The organism is Salinicola sp. NYA28a (genome assembly GCF_976982775.1).
In genome coordinates this window covers 1,540,831-1,557,032 of the sequence record NZ_OZ334582.1, presented here as the reverse complement: position 1 = coordinate 1,557,032, position 16,202 = coordinate 1,540,831, and the positions used below count along the sequence as shown (strand labels likewise).

The window sequence follows — 16,202 nt, the reverse complement described above, 5'->3', positions numbered from 1 at the left end:
ACCGTCGATCTAGGCGCCGGGCTTCTGAGTCAGCGCCATCTGATACCAGTGCTTGCGACGCCCGCCCAACAGGCGCACGACGACCGCCGCCGCGCTCTTGACCGCCACGCCCTCGGCCAGCATCGCCCGGAGCAGCGCTTCGCCCTCGGCGTCGTCGGCGGCTTCTTCCCGGCGCGGCGCACCGGCCAGCATGACCACGAACTCCCCCCTCGCCTGATCGGGATCTTCGTCCATGATGCTCAGCAGTTCGGCCGCGGAACCGTCGAGCAGAGTCTCGAAGGTCTTGGTCAGCTCCCGTGCGAGCACCACCTGGCGCTCGCCGACCACGGCGGCCAGATCCGCCAGCAGATCGCGAATCCGGTGAGGCGACTCGTAGAACACCCGCGTTTCTTCCCGCGATGCGCCGGCCTCCAGCTGCTTCCGGCGCGCGCCGGACTTGGCCGACAGGAACCCTTCGAAAGTGAAGCGATCCGTCGGCAACCCGGCAGCGCTCAGCGCCGCGATCAGTGCGCAAGGCCCCGGGATCGGCACCACGCGACACCCGGCTCGACGCAGCTCTCGCACCAGGACGAAGCCAGGGTCGGAGATCAATGGCGTACCGGCATCGCTGACCAGCGCCAGCTGCGCGCCATCGGCCAACCGTCGGCGCAGCTGCTCGACGCGCGCCGTTTCATTGTGTTCGTGCAATGAAATCAGCGGCCGCTCGATACCCAGGTGCCGAAGCAGACGCTGCGTATGCCGCGTGTCCTCGGCAGCGATCGCATCGACCTCCGAGAGAACCCGACCCGCCCGGGCACTCAGGTCCTCAAGATTCCCAATCGGCGTAGCGACCACGTACAATACGCCTTCCTTTGTCTCGCTCATTCGGTACCATCCGGATTGACATGCATTCACATCGACGACCACCACTGGCAGACTCGATGTTCAGTTCGGCAAGGAAGCCTCCGCAAGGCCGCGATGGACGACCACAGGCCATCGATCGACAGACGCCTTCTAGCGGAACGGGTAAGGGTCAATGCTTCGGGCTACGATTTATCGCGGCGGTTTCATCGGCGATTCGTGTCCCGGGCGCAAGACCTCTCAACAAGTAAAGGGAAAGACACTATGTGCAACGCGCTGCGGCGACTCCTCCTGCCATTGGTGGCAACTCTGACACTGGCAGGCTGTGCGGGCCAGAGCATGATGCAGGGCATCAGTGGCCCGAGCGCCCAGGAGTTACTCCAGCAGGCCAATACCCAGAGCGGCCAACAGGCTGCCACTTCCCGCCTCGAGGCGGCGGATATCCTAGCACGCCAGGGCGACACGGCGCAGGCACTCCAGGTCGCTAGCCAGATCGACAGCACCCAGCTCGACGGCACCCAACGAATCCGCTGGGCCATGGTGCTATCCGACAGCGCGCTAGCCGAGGAAGATGGTCAGAGCGTGATTCGCGCCACCGACATTCTCGATAGCACGACCGAGCTCTCGACCGGCGATCGACAGACATTGCGCTATCGCCGCGGCCTTGCCCTGAACATGATCGGTGAACCGGAGGCGGCTGCCCGCCTGCTGATCGGCCTGCAGCGCGACAATGCCCCTTACGAGCTGAACGACGATATCTGGAAGCCGCTGTCGAGCCTCAGTCCCACCGCGCTGAATGCCCTGGCTGCGACGGATGGCGACCCGGTCACGCAGGGCTGGGTGGATCTCGCCCGCCTTTACCGTACCAGCGGCGGTGATATCTCCAACCTGTTCGATCGCCTGGATCAGTGGCGTAGCCGCTATCCGAACCACCCGGCCAATCGACGACTCCCGCAAGACCTGTCGACGCTACGTCAGCTCGAAGGCAATGAGGTCGACCAGATCGCCGTACTCCTGCCCGACAGCGGCCCGCTGGCCAACATTGCCTCGGCTATCCGCCAGGGTCTCGAAGCGCGCGCCAGCGACGCCGAAAGCCAGGGGGAGCGCATCCCTCGACTGACCTTCATCGACTCCAGCCAGCAAAATCTCGACGCCCTCTACGCCCAGGCGACGATGAACGGCGCCCAGGCGGTGATCGGCCCGCTCGACAAGGACAAGGTCAGCGAACTGGAAACCCGCGGCAGCGTGCCTCTGCCCACGCTCGCGCTGAACTATGGGCAGCATGCACACAATCAGGCAACCAACCTGTTCCAGTACGGTCTGTCGGCAGAAGACGAGGCACGCCAGGTCGCCCATCGCGCGTATCTCGACGGTCATCGCCGGGCCGGCATCATGGTGCCGGATAACGAGTGGGGCTCACGTATTCTGGCGGCGTTCCACAACGCGTGGGAGGCCGAGGGCGGCAACGTCGATTCGGTGGTCAGTTACGATCCGTCGGGATCCGTGGCCACGGCGGTACGCAATCTGCTCGACAGCGACCCTTCGAGCATGGACATGCTGTTCCTGCTCGCACTGCCCAGCTACGCCCGCCAGGTACCACCAACTCTGGAGTTCTATTACGCCGGCGATCTGCCTGTCTACGCCACCTCTCACCTCTACGAGGGCACGCCACAGCCTCGCGCCGATCATGACCTGAACGGCGTACAGTTCCTCGACATTCCATGGATGATTCCGGATGCGGCCGTCGGCGGTGTCGACGCCCTGCCTTTCGTTTCCACCTTCCGCCGACTATCGCAGGAAGACAGCGACCCCGGCTTGCTCAAGCTCAACGCCATGGGCGTCGATGCCTACGAGCTCGCCCGCCGCCTGCCGCTGATCCAGGCATTGCCGAACACGCAGATCTTCGGCGCCACCGGGACGTTACAGGCGCGCGACGATGGCCGCATCCAGCGCACCCTACCCTGGGCGCTGTTCCAGTCCGGCACGCCACAACCGTTACTGATGGCACCGGCAGCCACGCCGACTCACTCGCCCTCGAATCCTGACGGCGCCGCCGGCAGCACATCGCAGGAAGAATCACGAAACTCGGCCAACAGCGATCTCAACGGATTCGCACTCGATACCGACGATGTCAACGCCAACTGATCGACCGAAGCCAGCCAACCAGGCAGCGCCCACTAGTCGGCGCCAATTCGGGCAGCAGGTCGAGCAGGCTGCTGCCCGCTGGCTCGCGACACAGGGTTTGACGCTGGTTGCCAGTAATCAGCACGCCAAGGGCGGCGAGATCGATCTGGTGATGCGCGACGGCGAGGATCTCGTGTTCGTCGAGGTGCGTCACCGCCAACGCAGCGACTACGGCAATCCGCTCGAAACGATCACGCCAGCCAAGCAGCGACGCATCATCAAGGCCGCGCATTTTTATCTTCATGCGCAACAGCTATCATGCCCCTGCCGCTTCGACGTCGTGGGCGTGACCGGAAGCCCTCCCCTGCTCGAATTCGACTGGATTCGTGCAGCCTTCGACGCATATTGACCCAGGCCCTAATAGGCAGCCCATGGATTTTCAAACACGCATACTCGACCTGTTCAACGCCAGTATCGATACCAAGACCTACGCCAGCGAAGTCTTGCCACCTTTCATCGAAGTCGCCAGCCAGATGATGGTCCAGTGCCTGGTCAGCGAAGGCAAGATCCTGGCCTGCGGAAATGGGGGGAGCGCCGGTGATAGCCAGCACTTTTCCTCCGAGCTGCTCAATCGCTTCGAGCGCGAGCGGCCGAGCCTGCCGGCGCTGGCCTTGACGACCGACACCTCGACCCTGACCTCGATCGCCAACGATTACAGCTACAATGATGTTTTCTCGAAGCAGATCCGGGCCCTGGGCCAGCCAGGCGACATCCTGCTGGCGATCTCGACCAGCGGCAATTCAGCCAACGTGGTCCAGGCCATCCAGGCCGCGCATGATCGGGAAATGAGCGTCGTTGCCCTGACAGGACGCGACGGCGGAGACATGGCCTCGCTATTGGGTCAGGAAGATTGCGAAATCCGCGTCCCGGCAACCTCCACCGCACGAATCCAGGAAGTTCATCTCCTGGTCATTCACTGCTTGTGTGATCTGATCGACCAACAGCTATTTGGCAGCAACGAGTGAGACCCATGAAGAAGACACTGATCGTTTCCTCCTGTCTGATCGGCCTGCTGGCCCTTGGCGGATGCGCCACCGGAAGCCAGGAAGAGAACTACGCCGAGCGCACGCCCGGCGCCAAGGTCGAAGACAGCAGTATCCAGAGCAAGATTTTCGACGCTCTCAACGCCGCGGACGCTCGTTACGGCGACGCCCATGTCAACGTTGACAGCTACAACAGCAATGTCCTGTTGACCGGCCAGGTGCCCAGCGACGAGCTCAAGCAGCGCGCCACGGAAATCGCCCGAAACGTGCGCAGCGTTCGCCAGGTTCATAACGAGCTGATGGTATCGGCCAATACGCCGGTCAGCCAGCGCATGACCGACACCTGGATCACCGGGCGCATCAAGGCCAATCTGGTCGCCAACGAGGACCTAGACGCCAATTTGATTCGCGTCATTACCGAGAATGGCACGGTCTATCTGATGGGGCTTGTCACGCAACAGCAAGCCAGCCAAGCAACCGGCGCCGCCTCCGGCGTGGGCGGTGTCCAGCGCATCGTCAAGGTGTTCGAATACCTCAACTAATCACCCGGGCGCAGGTCCGTGACGAAAAAGCCGCTGCCGAATCTGATTCGGCAGCGGCTTTTTATGATTCCTCACTTGTCACTGGCATGAAGGCAGGCCCAGCGACAAATGCAAACGCCAGCCTACTTCACGATACGCAACGACGGCTTGCCCTTTTCGGGCCGGTTTGGCGCTTCGTCACTTTTCTTCTCGTCGGCAGGTTCGGACAACTTCGAAGAGGTATTTTCCGAGCGGTTCTCGACGCTTTCCAGCGTCGGGCGTCCCTCCTCCTCCAGCTCTTCCTCCTCTCCACCAGAGAAGTTCGGCATGACCGGCTCCTGGCCGAAGACCATACCCACACCATTTTCGCGAGCATAGATAGCGATCAAAGCGTCCATCGGCACGACGACCTGCATCGGCTGACCGCTGAAGCGCGCCCCGAAAGTGACCGCCGCATTGTCGATCATCAAGTCGCGCACGGCTGCCGGCGCGATGTTCAACACGATCTGACCATTCTGCACGAACTGTTGCGGCACCTTGACGTCGGGCTTCCCGGCATCGACCACGATATACGGTGTTTGCTCGTTATCCAGCAACCACTCATAAAGAGCTCTTGCCAGATAGGGACGGCTAGTCAGCATGTCATCTCCTTTCAGGCAGCTTACGACAGGCGCCGTTCAGCTACGCATCTCACGTTCGGATTCGGATAGCGCCACCTTGAAAGCGTCACGCGCGAAGACCCGCTCCATGTAGCTCATCAACGGAGCGACCTGCTTCTCCGGCAACTCGACGCCCAGCGCCGGCAGACGCCACAGGATCGGTGCAATGCAGCAATCCACCAGGGTGAACTCTTCACTCATGAAAAACGGCATGTCTTCGAAGATTGGCGAGATCCCGGTCAGACTCTCACGCAGTTCCTTACGCGCCTTGTCGGCATCCTTCTTGGAACCCTGCTGGATCTGCTCCACCAGCGGACACCATTCACGCTCGATGCGATGCATCCACAGACGACTCCGCGCACGCGCTACCGGGTAGACCGGCAACAGTGGCGGATGCGGGAAACGCTCATCGAGATACTCCATCATGACTTTGGACTCGTAGAGCACCAGATCACGATCCAGCAGCGTAGGCACGCTGTTGTAAGGGTTCAGATCCGCCAGCTCAGCGTTATGCTCGTCGGCCGAGACGTCCAGGATATCGACAGCCACGCCCTTTTCCGCCAGCACGATTCTGACGCGATGGCTGAAATGATCTTCACTGCCGGAGTAAAAGGTCATCGACGATCGCTTGGCCACTACACCCATGAAACTTTCCTCGCATTAATTCAACGACCATGATAACACGACGGGCAACCCGGCCGGGCGCCTCGCCGACCACGGGGAGCTAGAATGCACACCCGCCACGCACCAACAGCCATATACCAACAGCAAAACGCCCGACTGAATAAGTCGGGCGTTGAGCGCAGAGGCGATCCTGCAGGATCAGCGCTTGGAGAACTGCGGACGACGACGAGCTTTGCGCAGACCCACTTTCTTACGCTCGACTTCACGAGCATCGCGGGTCACGTAGCCAGCCGCACGCAGCGGACGACGCAGTTCCTCGTTGTATTCCATCAGCGCGCGCGTGATGCCGTGACGAATCGCGCCGGCCTGAGCGGAACCACCGCCGCCCTTGACCGTGACGTAGACGTCGAACTGGCCGGTCGTTTCGGTCAGTTCCAGCGGCTGACGCACGACCATCTGTGCCGTGACGCGACCAAAGAACTCGCCCAGTTCGCGATCGTTGACGGTGATCTTGCCGGTGCCCGGCTTGAGAAACACACGAGCGGTAGAGGTCTTGCGACGCCCGGTGCCGTAATACTGTTGTGCCATGACGGTTACCCTCAGATGTTCAGTTCTTGCGGCTGCTGCGCGGCGTGCGGATGCTCGGTACCGGCATACACCTTGAGTTTGGCGTGCATGGCACGACCCAGCGGGCCTTTGGGCAGCATGCCCTTGACGGCGCCTTCGATGATTCGCTCCGGCGCATGGTCGATCAACTTCTCGAACGACATGGTACGGAGACCGCCCGGATACCCGGTGTGACGGTAGTAATTCTTGGCTTGCGCCTTGTTACCGGTCACGTGCACTTTCTCGGCATTGACGACGATGATGTAATCGCCAGTGTCGACGTGCGGGGTGTATTCCGGCTTGTGTTTGCCACGCAGGCGGCGAGCGATTTCTGTCGCCAGACGACCGAGCGTCTTGCCCGATGCATCAACGACATACCAATCGCGCTGCACGGTATGCGGCTTGGCACTGAACGTCTTCATGAGTGTTTCACCAAATAAGCGTATTTGGGCGTCGAAGCGGATGCTTCTCGGCCATCCCTATTTTTCTTGGGTTACTCGCCCACCGAAGGCTGCAGAACAGCTCCCGTTCAGACGGTAACGAATCGAAGAGCGCGCATTGTACACGAGCCCGATGAACGACGAAAGATCGACTTGCAATTTGCTACACAGCACTGCAGGCGATCGGCTCCGACCTGCTTCACGGCTTGTGCGCCAGCGCCAGATAGTCACGGGATTGCATTTCCTGAAGGCGCGACAGCGTACGCTCGAATTCGAAACTGAGGTTGCCCCCTGTGTAGAGCGACTCGACCTCGGTCTCCGCAGAGAGCAGCAGCTTGACCGCGCGATCGTAGAATTCATCGACCATGCTGATGAAGCGTCGCGCCTGATCGTCATTACTCCCGCCCATGCGCGGCACATCCGACACCAGCACCGTATGGAATTCCCGCGACAGCTCGATGTAATCGTTCTGGCTGCGCGGTCCGTCGCAGAGCATCTTGAAATCGAACCAGACGACGCCTTCATGGCGACGGCGCGCTTTCAGCTCGCGATGGTTGACCGTCAGCGTCTCCTCGCGCCGCCCCTCGCTACCGGCCACTGAACGGAAGCTCCTCGCCAGCTGCTTTTCGGCATCGGCATCGAGCGGAGAATGGAATATCTCGACCTGCTCGAGTGCCCGCAGGCGATAGTCCACGCCGGAATCGACATTGACCACCTCGCAGTGGCGCTTGAGCAGATCGATTGCCGGAAGAAACCGGCTCCGCTGCAGGCCGTCCTTGTAGAGATCGTCAGGCACGATGTTGGAAGTCGCCACCAGCACGACACCCTGCGCGAACAGCGCCTCCATGAGATTCCCCAGGATCATCGCATCAGTGATGTCCTTGACGTAGAACTCGTCGAAACAGATCACGCGCGCCTCTCCGGCGAACTTGGCCGCGATCTGCGTCAGCGGGTTCTTCTCGCCCTTGTGCACCTCGAGCTCACGATGCACGCGCTGCATGAACCGGTTGAAGTGCGTGCGCATCTTGCGATCGAACGGCAACGATTCGTAGAACACATCGACCAGGTAGGTCTTGCCGCGGCCGACACCGCCCCAGAAGTAGAGCCCCATCACCTGCGGCTTCTCGGGTGCCTGGGGCTCCGACGCCTTGCGCTTGCCGAACAGCCCCGCCACCTTGGAAAGCTTCGACTCCCCGGAGACAGCCGCGGACGGCTTGGGAGCCGGGCTTCGCTGGAGATCGTCATACAGGCGCTGCAGATGTTTGACGGCATTCTCCTGCGCGGCGTCGTAGCTGAAGTCATCACGTTCCAGATCGGCACGGTAGCGTGACATCGGCGTCATGGCGTTCGGATTTGACGTCGCAGACTGGGGAGAACTCATGGCGGTATCGTGACCTCACGTCGAAACAGGTGGCGGCATTATAACCTCCGACGAAAGTCTTGACAGTGGCAATCAGACAAGGAAGGTTTGACCCGGTAGCCGAGCGGGTCGATATAATGGCCCCGCACCGACCCCGAGAACGGTCTATGAGAAAGGTCGTGCCCAGCACGACGACGAGGAGCGCATTGTGAACGAAAGCAATATCGACTGGATTCTGGCAATCGCCTGCTTCCTGGCGGGCATCGGTATCGGCGCCCTTTGTTATCATCTGCTGAATGCCAACGTGGCCCGCAACCAGAAAGTGCGCCAGCGCTTGGCCGAGACCGAACTGGAACTCAATCAGGTCAAGGATGCCTTGAACGATCACTTCGCCAAGGTAGCCGATCTGGCTTCCAGCATTCAGCGCCAGAGCCATGATCTCGAGCAGCATCTGATCAATGGCGCGGACAAGCTGGTCGATGACCTAAAACTGAAACGCCGGCTGCACGGCACTCAGGACGAAAGCGAAGACGTCGATGCGCCGCAGGTACCGCGTGACTACGCCGACGGCACAGGCGGCACGCTAGCCGAGGATTATGGCGTTCGTCAGCGCAAGACGGCAGAGCAGCAGGAGAACACTCCCCAACCGCCTCGCTATTGATGTCTTTCACTCCCGTCGGCAGTCGAAATCCGGCTTCCGACGGGTCGTCCCTTCTATTTTTTCTCCCTTCACGCCGGCCTTCTTCCTTCACGCCGGATTGTCGATATCCACGAAACGGTGCTCGACGTCGAAACGGCTCTTTAGCCACTCGCCCAGAGCCTGGATACCGTCTCTTTCGGTGGCATGATGCCCCGCCGCAAGGTAGGTAATACCCATTTCGCGCGCCATGTGCGTGGTACGTTCGGAAACCTCGCCGGAAATGAAAACGTCCGCTCCCGCCTCGGCCGCCAGTGGCAGCATGTCCTGCGCACCGCCGGTACACCAGGCCACGTTTCGGATGGTACCGGAATGCCCTTCGATCAATAGAGGCGTGCGGCCCAGCGCCTGTTCGATGCGAGCCGCAAGCGCCCGGCTATCCAGTTCGGTGTCGGGCTTACCCATCCACAGCAGCCCCTGCCCGAGCTCGCCATCGAGACAGCGTTCCACCTCGAAGCCCAACCGCCGCCCCAGGCAGGCGTTATTGCCCAGCGTGAGGTGTGCATCCAGCGGTAGATGATAAGCCAGCAGGTTGAGATCGTTGCTCAATAAGGTGGCGAAACGGCGGCGCTTCATCCCCGTCACGCTGACCGGCTCGTTCTTCCAGAAATACCCGTGGTGCACCAGTACGGCATCGGCTCCCCACGCGACGGCCTCGTCCAACAGCGCCTGGCAGGCCGTCACTCCGGTCAGAACCCGACCGATCGACTCCCGTCCCTCTACCTGCAACCCATTGACCGTGTAATCCTTGAACGCGTCGGTACGCAGCTCCGTATCGATAGCCGCCTGTAGCGTCTGCCGCGAAATCATACTGTCTCCCAGCGGAAAGCCTTGGTGAATGTTACACTTATGTCACTTGTCGCCATGGCCTCGTCCACGTTGCGAGATGTCATGACGGACGTCGTTTCTCTCTCGTCTCCTCTCGATCGACGAGCCTGATGTGATTGCGTATCCGATCGCTTGCCGCAGTCGACGAGGCTTCGATAAACCGCCTTGCGGCATCATCAAGTCACGAGGATGACATACCGACTCGATGACGCGGCAATACGGATTTAACGAGACCACCCGGGTTTTCAGTCTAAGGACTCAGCACATGCGCCGCCACCTAGCCGCCTATCTGTGGCCCGCCCTTTGCGGCATTCTGCTTGCCGTCGTCTTGCTCTACGCGTTTCCATCACTGCTGGGACGAGACACACCCGACGAGACCTCCCGGCCAACTGGCATCGCCACCACGACCGGCTCGCAGAACGCCGACCGGCCGCCACCCGATGTCGTCGACGCGCCGGCACTGGATCGTCACGAAGGCCCGGTCAGCTACGCCAGGGCCGTCAATCGCGCCGCCCCCGCGGTCGTCAACGTCTACTCGTCGCGCGTCGTCGACACCAACCAACACCCATTGATGTCGGACCCCTTCTTCCGCCAGTTCTATGGCAAGAACATGCCGCAGCGCCAGCGCATGCTGTCGAGCCTCGGCTCCGGCGTGGTAGCCAGCGAAGAAGGCTACATCCTGACCAACAACCACGTCATCAACGACGCCGACCAGATCCAGGTCGCGCTGCGAGACGGGCGCGAAGCCATTGCTCGGGTCATCGGGACCGATCCGGACAGCGACCTGGCCGTACTCAAGATCGACATGGAAAACCTGCCGGTCATTCAACTGAGCAACTCTGAAGACATCGCCATCGGTGACGTCACGCTGGCCATCGGCAATCCTTTTGGCGTCGGCCAGACCGTGACCATGGGCATCATCAGCGCCACCGGGCGCGATCACCTCGGCCTGAGCCGTTATGAAGATTTCATCCAGACCGATGCTGCCATCAACCCGGGCAATTCCGGCGGCGCGCTGGTGGATGCCAACGGCTCTCTGATCGGTATCAATACGGCGATCTTTTCCCGCTCCGGCGGCTCGCAGGGCATCGGCTTCGCGATTCCGGCCAATCTGGCACGCGGCATCCTCGACGACATCGTGACCCACGGACGTGTCATCCGCGGCTGGCTGGGCATCGACGCCCAGCAGATGACCCCGGACCTGGCCGCCTCGTTCGGCCTCAAGACACTGAGCGGAGTCATCATCGCCAATGTGGTGCCCGGCGGCCCTGGAGACGAGGCTGGGCTAAGACCCGGCGATATTCTGCTGGCGATCGATGGCAAGCCGATCCTCGACCCGCGGGAAACCCAGGTCGACATTGCCGAAATTCCGCCCGGCGCCCAGCTCCCGCTGACCATCGTCCGGGGCGGTGAAAAGCGGGAGATCACCTTGACCGTCGGCGAGCGCCCGCAACCTGTCGAGCCCGGCCACGATGCCGCCCGTCAAGCCAATGCACCGGCGGACGCCGATGATTCAGCCTCCCCTGCCCCAGGCACCGACACGGAAGGCACCTCTCCATAGCATCATAGGCCAGAAACGACATCGCCGCCCCGGCAAGGGCGGCGATCGAACAGGTCCGAACGGTGGCTGCTCAGCGCTTCAGGCGATTCTCCGCCGAGCGTGCGTGAGCCGTCAACGACTCCCCTCGCGCCAGCACGGAGGCGGTCCGGCCCAGCGTATCGGCTCCCTCCGGGGAGCACTGAATCAGTGAAGAGCGTTTCTGGAAATCGTAGACACCCAGCGGCGACGAAAAGCGTGCCGTGCCGGAAGTCGGCAGCACGTGGTTGGGGCCAGCACAGTAGTCACCCAGCACTTCCGCGGTGTAGCGCCCCATGAAGATCGCCCCGGCATGACGCACCTTCGCTGCCATCTCCTGCGGCGCCTCCACGGAAAGCTCCAAGTGCTCGGGGGCGATCCGATTGATCAGCTCGACCGCTTGCTCGGGACTGTCGCACAGCACCAGCGCACCGCGCCGCGCCAGCGATTCGCGGATGATCGCCTCCCGCTCCATGGTCGGCAGCAGCCGCTCGATGGAGGCCTGAACTGCCTCGAGATGCCCGGCGTCCCAGGTAACGAGAATCGCCTGCGCATCTTCATCATGCTCGGCCTGCGAGAACAGATCCATTGCCAGCCAGTCGGGATCAGTCCCGCCGTCGGAAACGACCAGGATCTCGGAGGGGCCGGCGATCATGTCGATGCCCACCTGCCCGAATACCGCGCGCTTGGCCGTCGCCACATAGATATTGCCCGGCCCAACGATCTTGTCGACCCGAGGAACGCTCTGAGTGCCATAAGCCAGCGCCGCCACGGCCTGGGCACCGCCCAGCGTGAATATCCGGTCGACCCCGGCAAGGTGCGCCGCAGCCAGTACCAGTTCATTGACGATGGCATCCGGCGTCGGCACGACCATGATGATCTCCCGCACGCCGGCCACGTGCGCCGGCACGGCATTCATCAGTACCGACGAGGGATAGGCAGCCTTGCCGCCGGGTACGTAGATACCGACCCGATCGAGCGGCGTCACCTTCTGGCCCAGCACGGTGCCATCCGGCTCGCTGTACTGCCAGGATTCCGGCTTCTGGCGCTCGTGATAGAGCCGGATGCGCTCGGCGGCATGACGCAGCGCCTCGCGCTGTTCCGCCGGCACGCCCTCGAATGCCGCCTCGAGACGCTCCGGGCCGACCGTCAGCTCGGACATGTCGGTGGCAGACAGGCGGTCGAAGCGGTTGGTGTACTCGATCACGGCGTCGTCACCGCGCTGGCGAACGGCGGCGATGATCTCCGCGACCCGCCCCCCGACCTCATGGTCGGAGACACCTTCCCAGGCCAGCAGTGAATCGAGACGCGTATCGAAATCGGCATCCCGCGTGGTGAGGCGAGCAATGGTAGTCGTTTGGCTCATCTTTGCATTCTCTCTACGTTCGGCCGATCGCCGTCCACCGACCGGCAACGCCAGGCACACCTGACGGATCGACGTCTCAGGCGACCGGAAGACGCGATGCCACAGCTTGACGCAGGCGCTCGATCAGCGGCCTCAACCGCTCGTGTTTCATCGTCATCGACGCCTTGTTGACCACCAGCCGCGTGCTGATGTTCTCGATCAGCTCACGCGGTTCCATGCCGTTGGCCCGCAGGGTGTTGCCGGTATCCACGATATCGACGATCTCGTCCGCCAGGTTCATCAACGGCGCCAGTTCCATCGCCCCGTAAAGCTTGATCACTTCGGCCTGGATGCCCTGCTCTGCGTAATAGCGGCGCGCCACATTGACGAACTTGGTTGCGACTCGCCGCTTGGCATGCGCCGGCTGCGCGCCCACGATACCCGCCGTCATCAGGCGGCAGCGTGAAATTCCCAGGTCGAGCGGCTCGTAGAGCCCCTCGGCACCATGCTCCAGCAGAACGTCCTTGCCGGCGACGCCAAGATCGGCCGCGCCCAACTGCACGTAGGTCGGCACATCCACCGCGCGAATGACCACCAGCTTGACGTCAGGCAGGTTGGTATCGAACAGCAGCTTGCGGCTCTTGCCGAAATCATCCGCCGGCGTGATGCCCGCATCCGCCAGCAGCGGCAGCGTCTCTTCTAGGATACGGCCCTTGGACAGGGCCAGAATCAGTTGGTTGCTCATGTTCTCTCTTGCCGTCGCCTAACCCGGCACGCGACGAATGCGCGCGCCCAGTAGCTGCAATTTCTCTTCGATGCACTCGTAGCCGCGGTCGATGTGATAGATCCGGTCTACCATCGTCTCACCCTGAGCCACCATCGCCGCGATGACCAGGCTTGCCGAAGCCCGCAGATCGGTCGCCATCACCGGCGCGCCGGACAGCTTTTCGACACCGGTCACGACCGCCGTGTTGCCCTCGAGAGCGATATGCGCCCCCATGCGATTGAGCTCCTGCACGTGCATGAAGCGGTTTTCGAAGATCGTCTCGACCACCGTGCCGGTCCCTTCGGCTACCGCATTCAGCGCCACGAACTGCGCCTGCATGTCGGTGGGGAAAGCCGGATAGGGCGCGGTACGAAGGTTGACGGCCTTGGGCCGGCGCCCGCCCATGTCGAGCTCGATCCAGTCCTCGCCGGTGGTGATGGTCGCCCCGGCTTCCTCGAGCTTGGCCAGCACCGCCTCCATGATATCCGCGCGGGTCTTGCGCACGCGAACCCGCCCACCGGTCGCGGCGGCGGCGACGAGAAACGTCCCCGTCTCGATACGGTCCGGCATCACATCATAGTGGCAGCCGTGGAGGCGCTCGACACCTTCGATGGTGATGGTATCGGTGCCCTGCCCACGGATGTTGGCGCCCATGGCGATCAGGCACTCGGCCAGATCGACCACTTCCGGCTCGCGCGCGGCATTTTCGAGGATCGTCGTGCCCTCGGCCAGCGTGGCCGCCATCAGCAGATTCTCGGTGCCGGTCACGGTCACGGTATCGAAGAAGATCGTGGCACCCTTGAGCCGACCGTCGACGCGGGCGCGGATGTAGCCCCCCTCGACGGTAATGTCGGCCCCCATCGCCTCGAGCCCCCGGATATGCAGGTCGACCGGCCGGGAGCCGATGGCGCAGCCCCCCGGCAGCGACACGTCGGCGGTACCGAAATGCGCCAGCAGCGGACCGAGCACCAGAATCGAAGCGCGCATCTTCTTGACCAATTCATAGGGTGCGTGGCAATCGCGCACCTGCGAACCGTCGATCTGGATGCTCATTTTCTCGCCCATGACCGGCTCGATGCCCATTCGGCCGAGCAGTTCGAGCGTCGTGGTGATGTCCTGAAGGTGCGGCAGGTTGCCGATGGTAACGGGCTCGTCGGCAAGTAGCGTCGAGGCCAGAATCGGCAGCGCGGAATTCTTCGCCCCGCTGGCCCAGACCTCTCCATCGAGCGGCCCATTACCGGTGATGATCAGCTTGTCCATGAAGGTTCGCTATAGAATCGAATAGAGATGACCGGCCCGAGAGGCCCAGAAGGAAGATCAGACGCCGGGATTCTCGGGCGCCGTTTCCCACTGGGCAGGCGTATACGTCTTGATGCTGATGGCATGCAGCGCGCCGGAGGCGATCTCGTCGGCCAGGGCACCGTAGATCAGTTGCTGGCGCTTGACGGGACTCATGCCCTCGAAAACCTCACCCACGGCGATGACCTGAAAGTTGCAGCCTTCGCCCTGGATATGAAATTCACAGCCATCGATCTGATTCTCGAGACGGCTTTTGACATCGCTGGGTTGCATGACGATCGGGCTCCCTTGTGACTGCTGCGCCGGATGCGCAGGGAAAGCGCCACATGGTAGCGGAAAGCGCCCCGTCTTGGCGATCTTGGCGGCGTGCAAAAACATCCGCAAGCATTCGCCAAGACGGGACGATGGAAGCAGGTTAGTCGTGGCGGGGCGGCGGCGACTCGACGCAAGTGGTTTCGACCGCGGGCAGCAGCGGTGCCAGCTCGGTGATATCCATCAGCCGCTTCAACGCCGATGACAGCGACACCCGCTGCAGGCTCAGCGAGTGGCGCTGCACGCTGCGCACCCACACCAGCAGCACGCTGAGCACCGCGCTGCTGGGAATCTGCACGCCGGTTAGGTCGAAGGAGACCTTGGCATTTTCCGGCTGATCCGCCAGCCAGTGACGCCCCGCCTGGGCCAGCGGGCCGGCGCTGTCGAAGTCCGCCTCGCCGCGAATCGTCAGCACGTTGCCGTCGACGACTTCCAGCGTGGCGTCCTCTCGTTCGAGCAGCAGACTCACGCGTCGCCGCCCTTTTCGAGCTCGTCGGTACCGACTTCCGGCGCCCAGTTGTTGATCACGGTCTCGATGTCACGATTGTTGTCCCGCATTGATTGATCGAACTGATTACGGAACGTCAGACCGAGGTTAATACCATTGACGATCACGTTGATCACCTTCCACTGCCCATCATTCTGACGCAGCGTGAAATTGACCGGAAAGATTTCACCATTGGTGGAAACCACCTCCATGGGAACCGATGCCTGATCCTCGTAGCGTCCGGCGTTCTCGCTCTCCTTCACCCGGAGCGTCTGGTAGTCGAACGTCACCAGCCCCTTGGCATAGGTGTCGATCAATGTCTTGCGGAAGACGTTGACGAACCGAGACCGCTGCTCCGGCGTGGCACCACGGAAATAGCGCCCCATGACGCTGGCGCCGATGTAACGGAAATCGGCCACTTCCGCCATGTTGGTATCGACGAGCTTGGCGAGCTCACCATCGTGCTGAGCATAGTAGTCCTTCTTGCCCTCCAGCTCGGACATCAGCGAATCGACACTCTGCTGAATCACCTGGGTCGGCGATTGCTGGGCCTGGGCCACCGGCGCGACGCTCGCCAGACACATCGCAACGAGGGCAACACCCGCCATCCAGGCCCTGCTCAGGCCTGAGACGCGCTTCGGCGCCGCCGAGTCATACCGCGCAAAACTCATTTTC

Annotated in this window: 19 protein-coding genes; 6 read left to right on the top strand and 13 right to left on the bottom strand. The window is 62.2% G+C overall.

Annotated features, from left to right (window positions below; genetic code table 11):
* Positions 1-9: 9 nt before the first annotated feature.
* The gene (rsmI, locus tag ACWHY3_RS07040) at positions 10-864 is read right to left on the bottom strand and encodes a 16S rRNA (cytidine(1402)-2'-O)-methyltransferase (RefSeq protein ID WP_448127898.1); all 855 of its coding nucleotides are present in this window, start codon (positions 862-864) and stop codon (positions 10-12) included.
* 240 nt (positions 865-1,104) lie between these two features.
* On the opposite strand from rsmI, the gene ACWHY3_RS07035 reads away from it, so the two are divergent.
* The 4 genes from ACWHY3_RS07035 to ACWHY3_RS07020 are packed head-to-tail and all read left to right on the top strand — an operon-like array spanning position 1,105 to position 4,549.
* Complete coding sequence (locus ACWHY3_RS07035) at positions 1,105-2,985, top strand: penicillin-binding protein activator (protein ID WP_087717917.1); 1,881 nt, start codon at positions 1,105-1,107, stop codon at positions 2,983-2,985.
* The gene (locus tag ACWHY3_RS07030; RefSeq protein ID WP_448127897.1) at positions 2,969-3,373 is read left to right on the top strand and encodes a YraN family protein; all 405 of its coding nucleotides are present in this window, start codon (positions 2,969-2,971) and stop codon (positions 3,371-3,373) included. Before ACWHY3_RS07035 ends, ACWHY3_RS07030 begins: the two co-directional genes overlap by 17 nt.
* A gap of 22 nt (positions 3,374-3,395) precedes the next feature.
* Positions 3,396-3,989: a phosphoheptose isomerase gene (locus ACWHY3_RS07025; protein ID WP_071232878.1), complete on the top strand. Its 594-nt coding sequence runs from the start codon at positions 3,396-3,398 to the stop codon at positions 3,987-3,989.
* A 5-nt stretch (positions 3,990-3,994) separates the two neighbouring features.
* The gene (locus ACWHY3_RS07020) at positions 3,995-4,549 is read left to right on the top strand and encodes a BON domain-containing protein (protein WP_087717919.1); all 555 of its coding nucleotides are present in this window, start codon (positions 3,995-3,997) and stop codon (positions 4,547-4,549) included.
* Between the two features lie 122 nt (positions 4,550-4,671).
* On the opposite strand, the gene ACWHY3_RS07015 is transcribed toward ACWHY3_RS07020, so the two are convergent.
* The 5 genes from ACWHY3_RS07015 to zapE form a co-directional block, all read right to left on the bottom strand.
* Entirely contained in the window at positions 4,672-5,169 is a 498-nt protein-coding gene (locus ACWHY3_RS07015) for a ClpXP protease specificity-enhancing factor (RefSeq protein ID WP_087717920.1), read from the bottom strand.
* 36 nt (positions 5,170-5,205) lie between these two features.
* Complete coding sequence (gene sspA, locus ACWHY3_RS07010) at positions 5,206-5,832, bottom strand: stringent starvation protein SspA (protein WP_087717921.1); 627 nt, start codon at positions 5,830-5,832, stop codon at positions 5,206-5,208.
* Positions 5,833-6,009: 177 nt separating this feature from the next.
* Complete coding sequence (rpsI, locus tag ACWHY3_RS07005; RefSeq protein ID WP_087717922.1) at positions 6,010-6,399, bottom strand: 30S ribosomal protein S9; 390 nt, start codon at positions 6,397-6,399, stop codon at positions 6,010-6,012.
* An 11-nt stretch (positions 6,400-6,410) separates the two neighbouring features.
* A complete protein-coding gene (gene rplM / locus ACWHY3_RS07000) occupies positions 6,411-6,839 on the bottom strand; it encodes a 50S ribosomal protein L13 (protein ID WP_087717923.1) in 429 nt (142 codons plus the stop codon).
* Positions 6,840-7,056: 217 nt separating this feature from the next.
* Entirely contained in the window at positions 7,057-8,238 is a 1,182-nt protein-coding gene (gene zapE / locus ACWHY3_RS06995) for a cell division protein ZapE (RefSeq protein ID WP_087717924.1), read from the bottom strand.
* A gap of 187 nt (positions 8,239-8,425) precedes the next feature.
* Between zapE and ACWHY3_RS06990 the strand changes: the two genes are divergently transcribed.
* Entirely contained in the window at positions 8,426-8,878 is a 453-nt protein-coding gene (locus tag ACWHY3_RS06990) for a YhcB family protein (RefSeq protein WP_087717925.1), read from the top strand.
* Between the two features lie 87 nt (positions 8,879-8,965).
* Here the strand turns inward: ACWHY3_RS06990 and ACWHY3_RS06985 are convergent, their stop codons facing one another.
* Positions 8,966-9,724, bottom strand: a complete 759-nt coding sequence (locus ACWHY3_RS06985) for a Nif3-like dinuclear metal center hexameric protein (RefSeq protein WP_087717926.1) — start codon at positions 9,722-9,724, stop codon at positions 8,966-8,968.
* A 283-nt stretch (positions 9,725-10,007) separates the two neighbouring features.
* On the opposite strand from ACWHY3_RS06985, the gene ACWHY3_RS06980 reads away from it, so the two are divergent.
* Positions 10,008-11,303 (top strand): Do family serine endopeptidase, encoded by a 1,296-nt coding sequence (locus tag ACWHY3_RS06980; protein WP_087717927.1) that lies wholly within the window; start codon positions 10,008-10,010, stop codon positions 11,301-11,303.
* Positions 11,304-11,373: 70 nt separating this feature from the next.
* Here ACWHY3_RS06980 and hisD read toward each other — a convergent pair whose 3' ends face one another.
* The 6 genes from hisD to ACWHY3_RS06950 all read right to left on the bottom strand — a co-directional run bounded on the left by hisD (position 11,374) and on the right by ACWHY3_RS06950 (position 16,198).
* A complete protein-coding gene (hisD, locus tag ACWHY3_RS06975) occupies positions 11,374-12,684 on the bottom strand; it encodes a histidinol dehydrogenase (protein WP_303854248.1) in 1,311 nt (436 codons plus the stop codon).
* A 76-nt stretch (positions 12,685-12,760) separates the two neighbouring features.
* Positions 12,761-13,408 carry an ATP phosphoribosyltransferase gene (gene hisG, locus ACWHY3_RS06970; RefSeq protein ID WP_448127896.1) on the bottom strand — a complete coding sequence of 216 codons (648 nt, stop codon included), beginning with the start codon at positions 13,406-13,408 and terminating at the stop codon, positions 12,761-12,763.
* Positions 13,409-13,426: 18 nt separating this feature from the next.
* The gene (gene murA, locus ACWHY3_RS06965) at positions 13,427-14,689 is read right to left on the bottom strand and encodes a UDP-N-acetylglucosamine 1-carboxyvinyltransferase (protein WP_071232889.1); all 1,263 of its coding nucleotides are present in this window, start codon (positions 14,687-14,689) and stop codon (positions 13,427-13,429) included.
* 57 nt (positions 14,690-14,746) lie between these two features.
* Positions 14,747-15,001: a BolA family protein gene (locus ACWHY3_RS06960; RefSeq protein ID WP_448127895.1), complete on the bottom strand. Its 255-nt coding sequence runs from the start codon at positions 14,999-15,001 to the stop codon at positions 14,747-14,749.
* A gap of 142 nt (positions 15,002-15,143) precedes the next feature.
* Positions 15,144-15,509 (bottom strand): STAS domain-containing protein, encoded by a 366-nt coding sequence (locus ACWHY3_RS06955; protein ID WP_448127894.1) that lies wholly within the window; start codon positions 15,507-15,509, stop codon positions 15,144-15,146.
* Positions 15,506-16,198 carry an MlaC/ttg2D family ABC transporter substrate-binding protein gene (locus ACWHY3_RS06950; protein WP_373419397.1) on the bottom strand — a complete coding sequence of 231 codons (693 nt, stop codon included), beginning with the start codon at positions 16,196-16,198 and terminating at the stop codon, positions 15,506-15,508. The genes ACWHY3_RS06955 and ACWHY3_RS06950 overlap by 4 nt, the downstream gene beginning before the upstream one ends.
* Positions 16,199-16,202 lie beyond the last annotated feature (4 nt).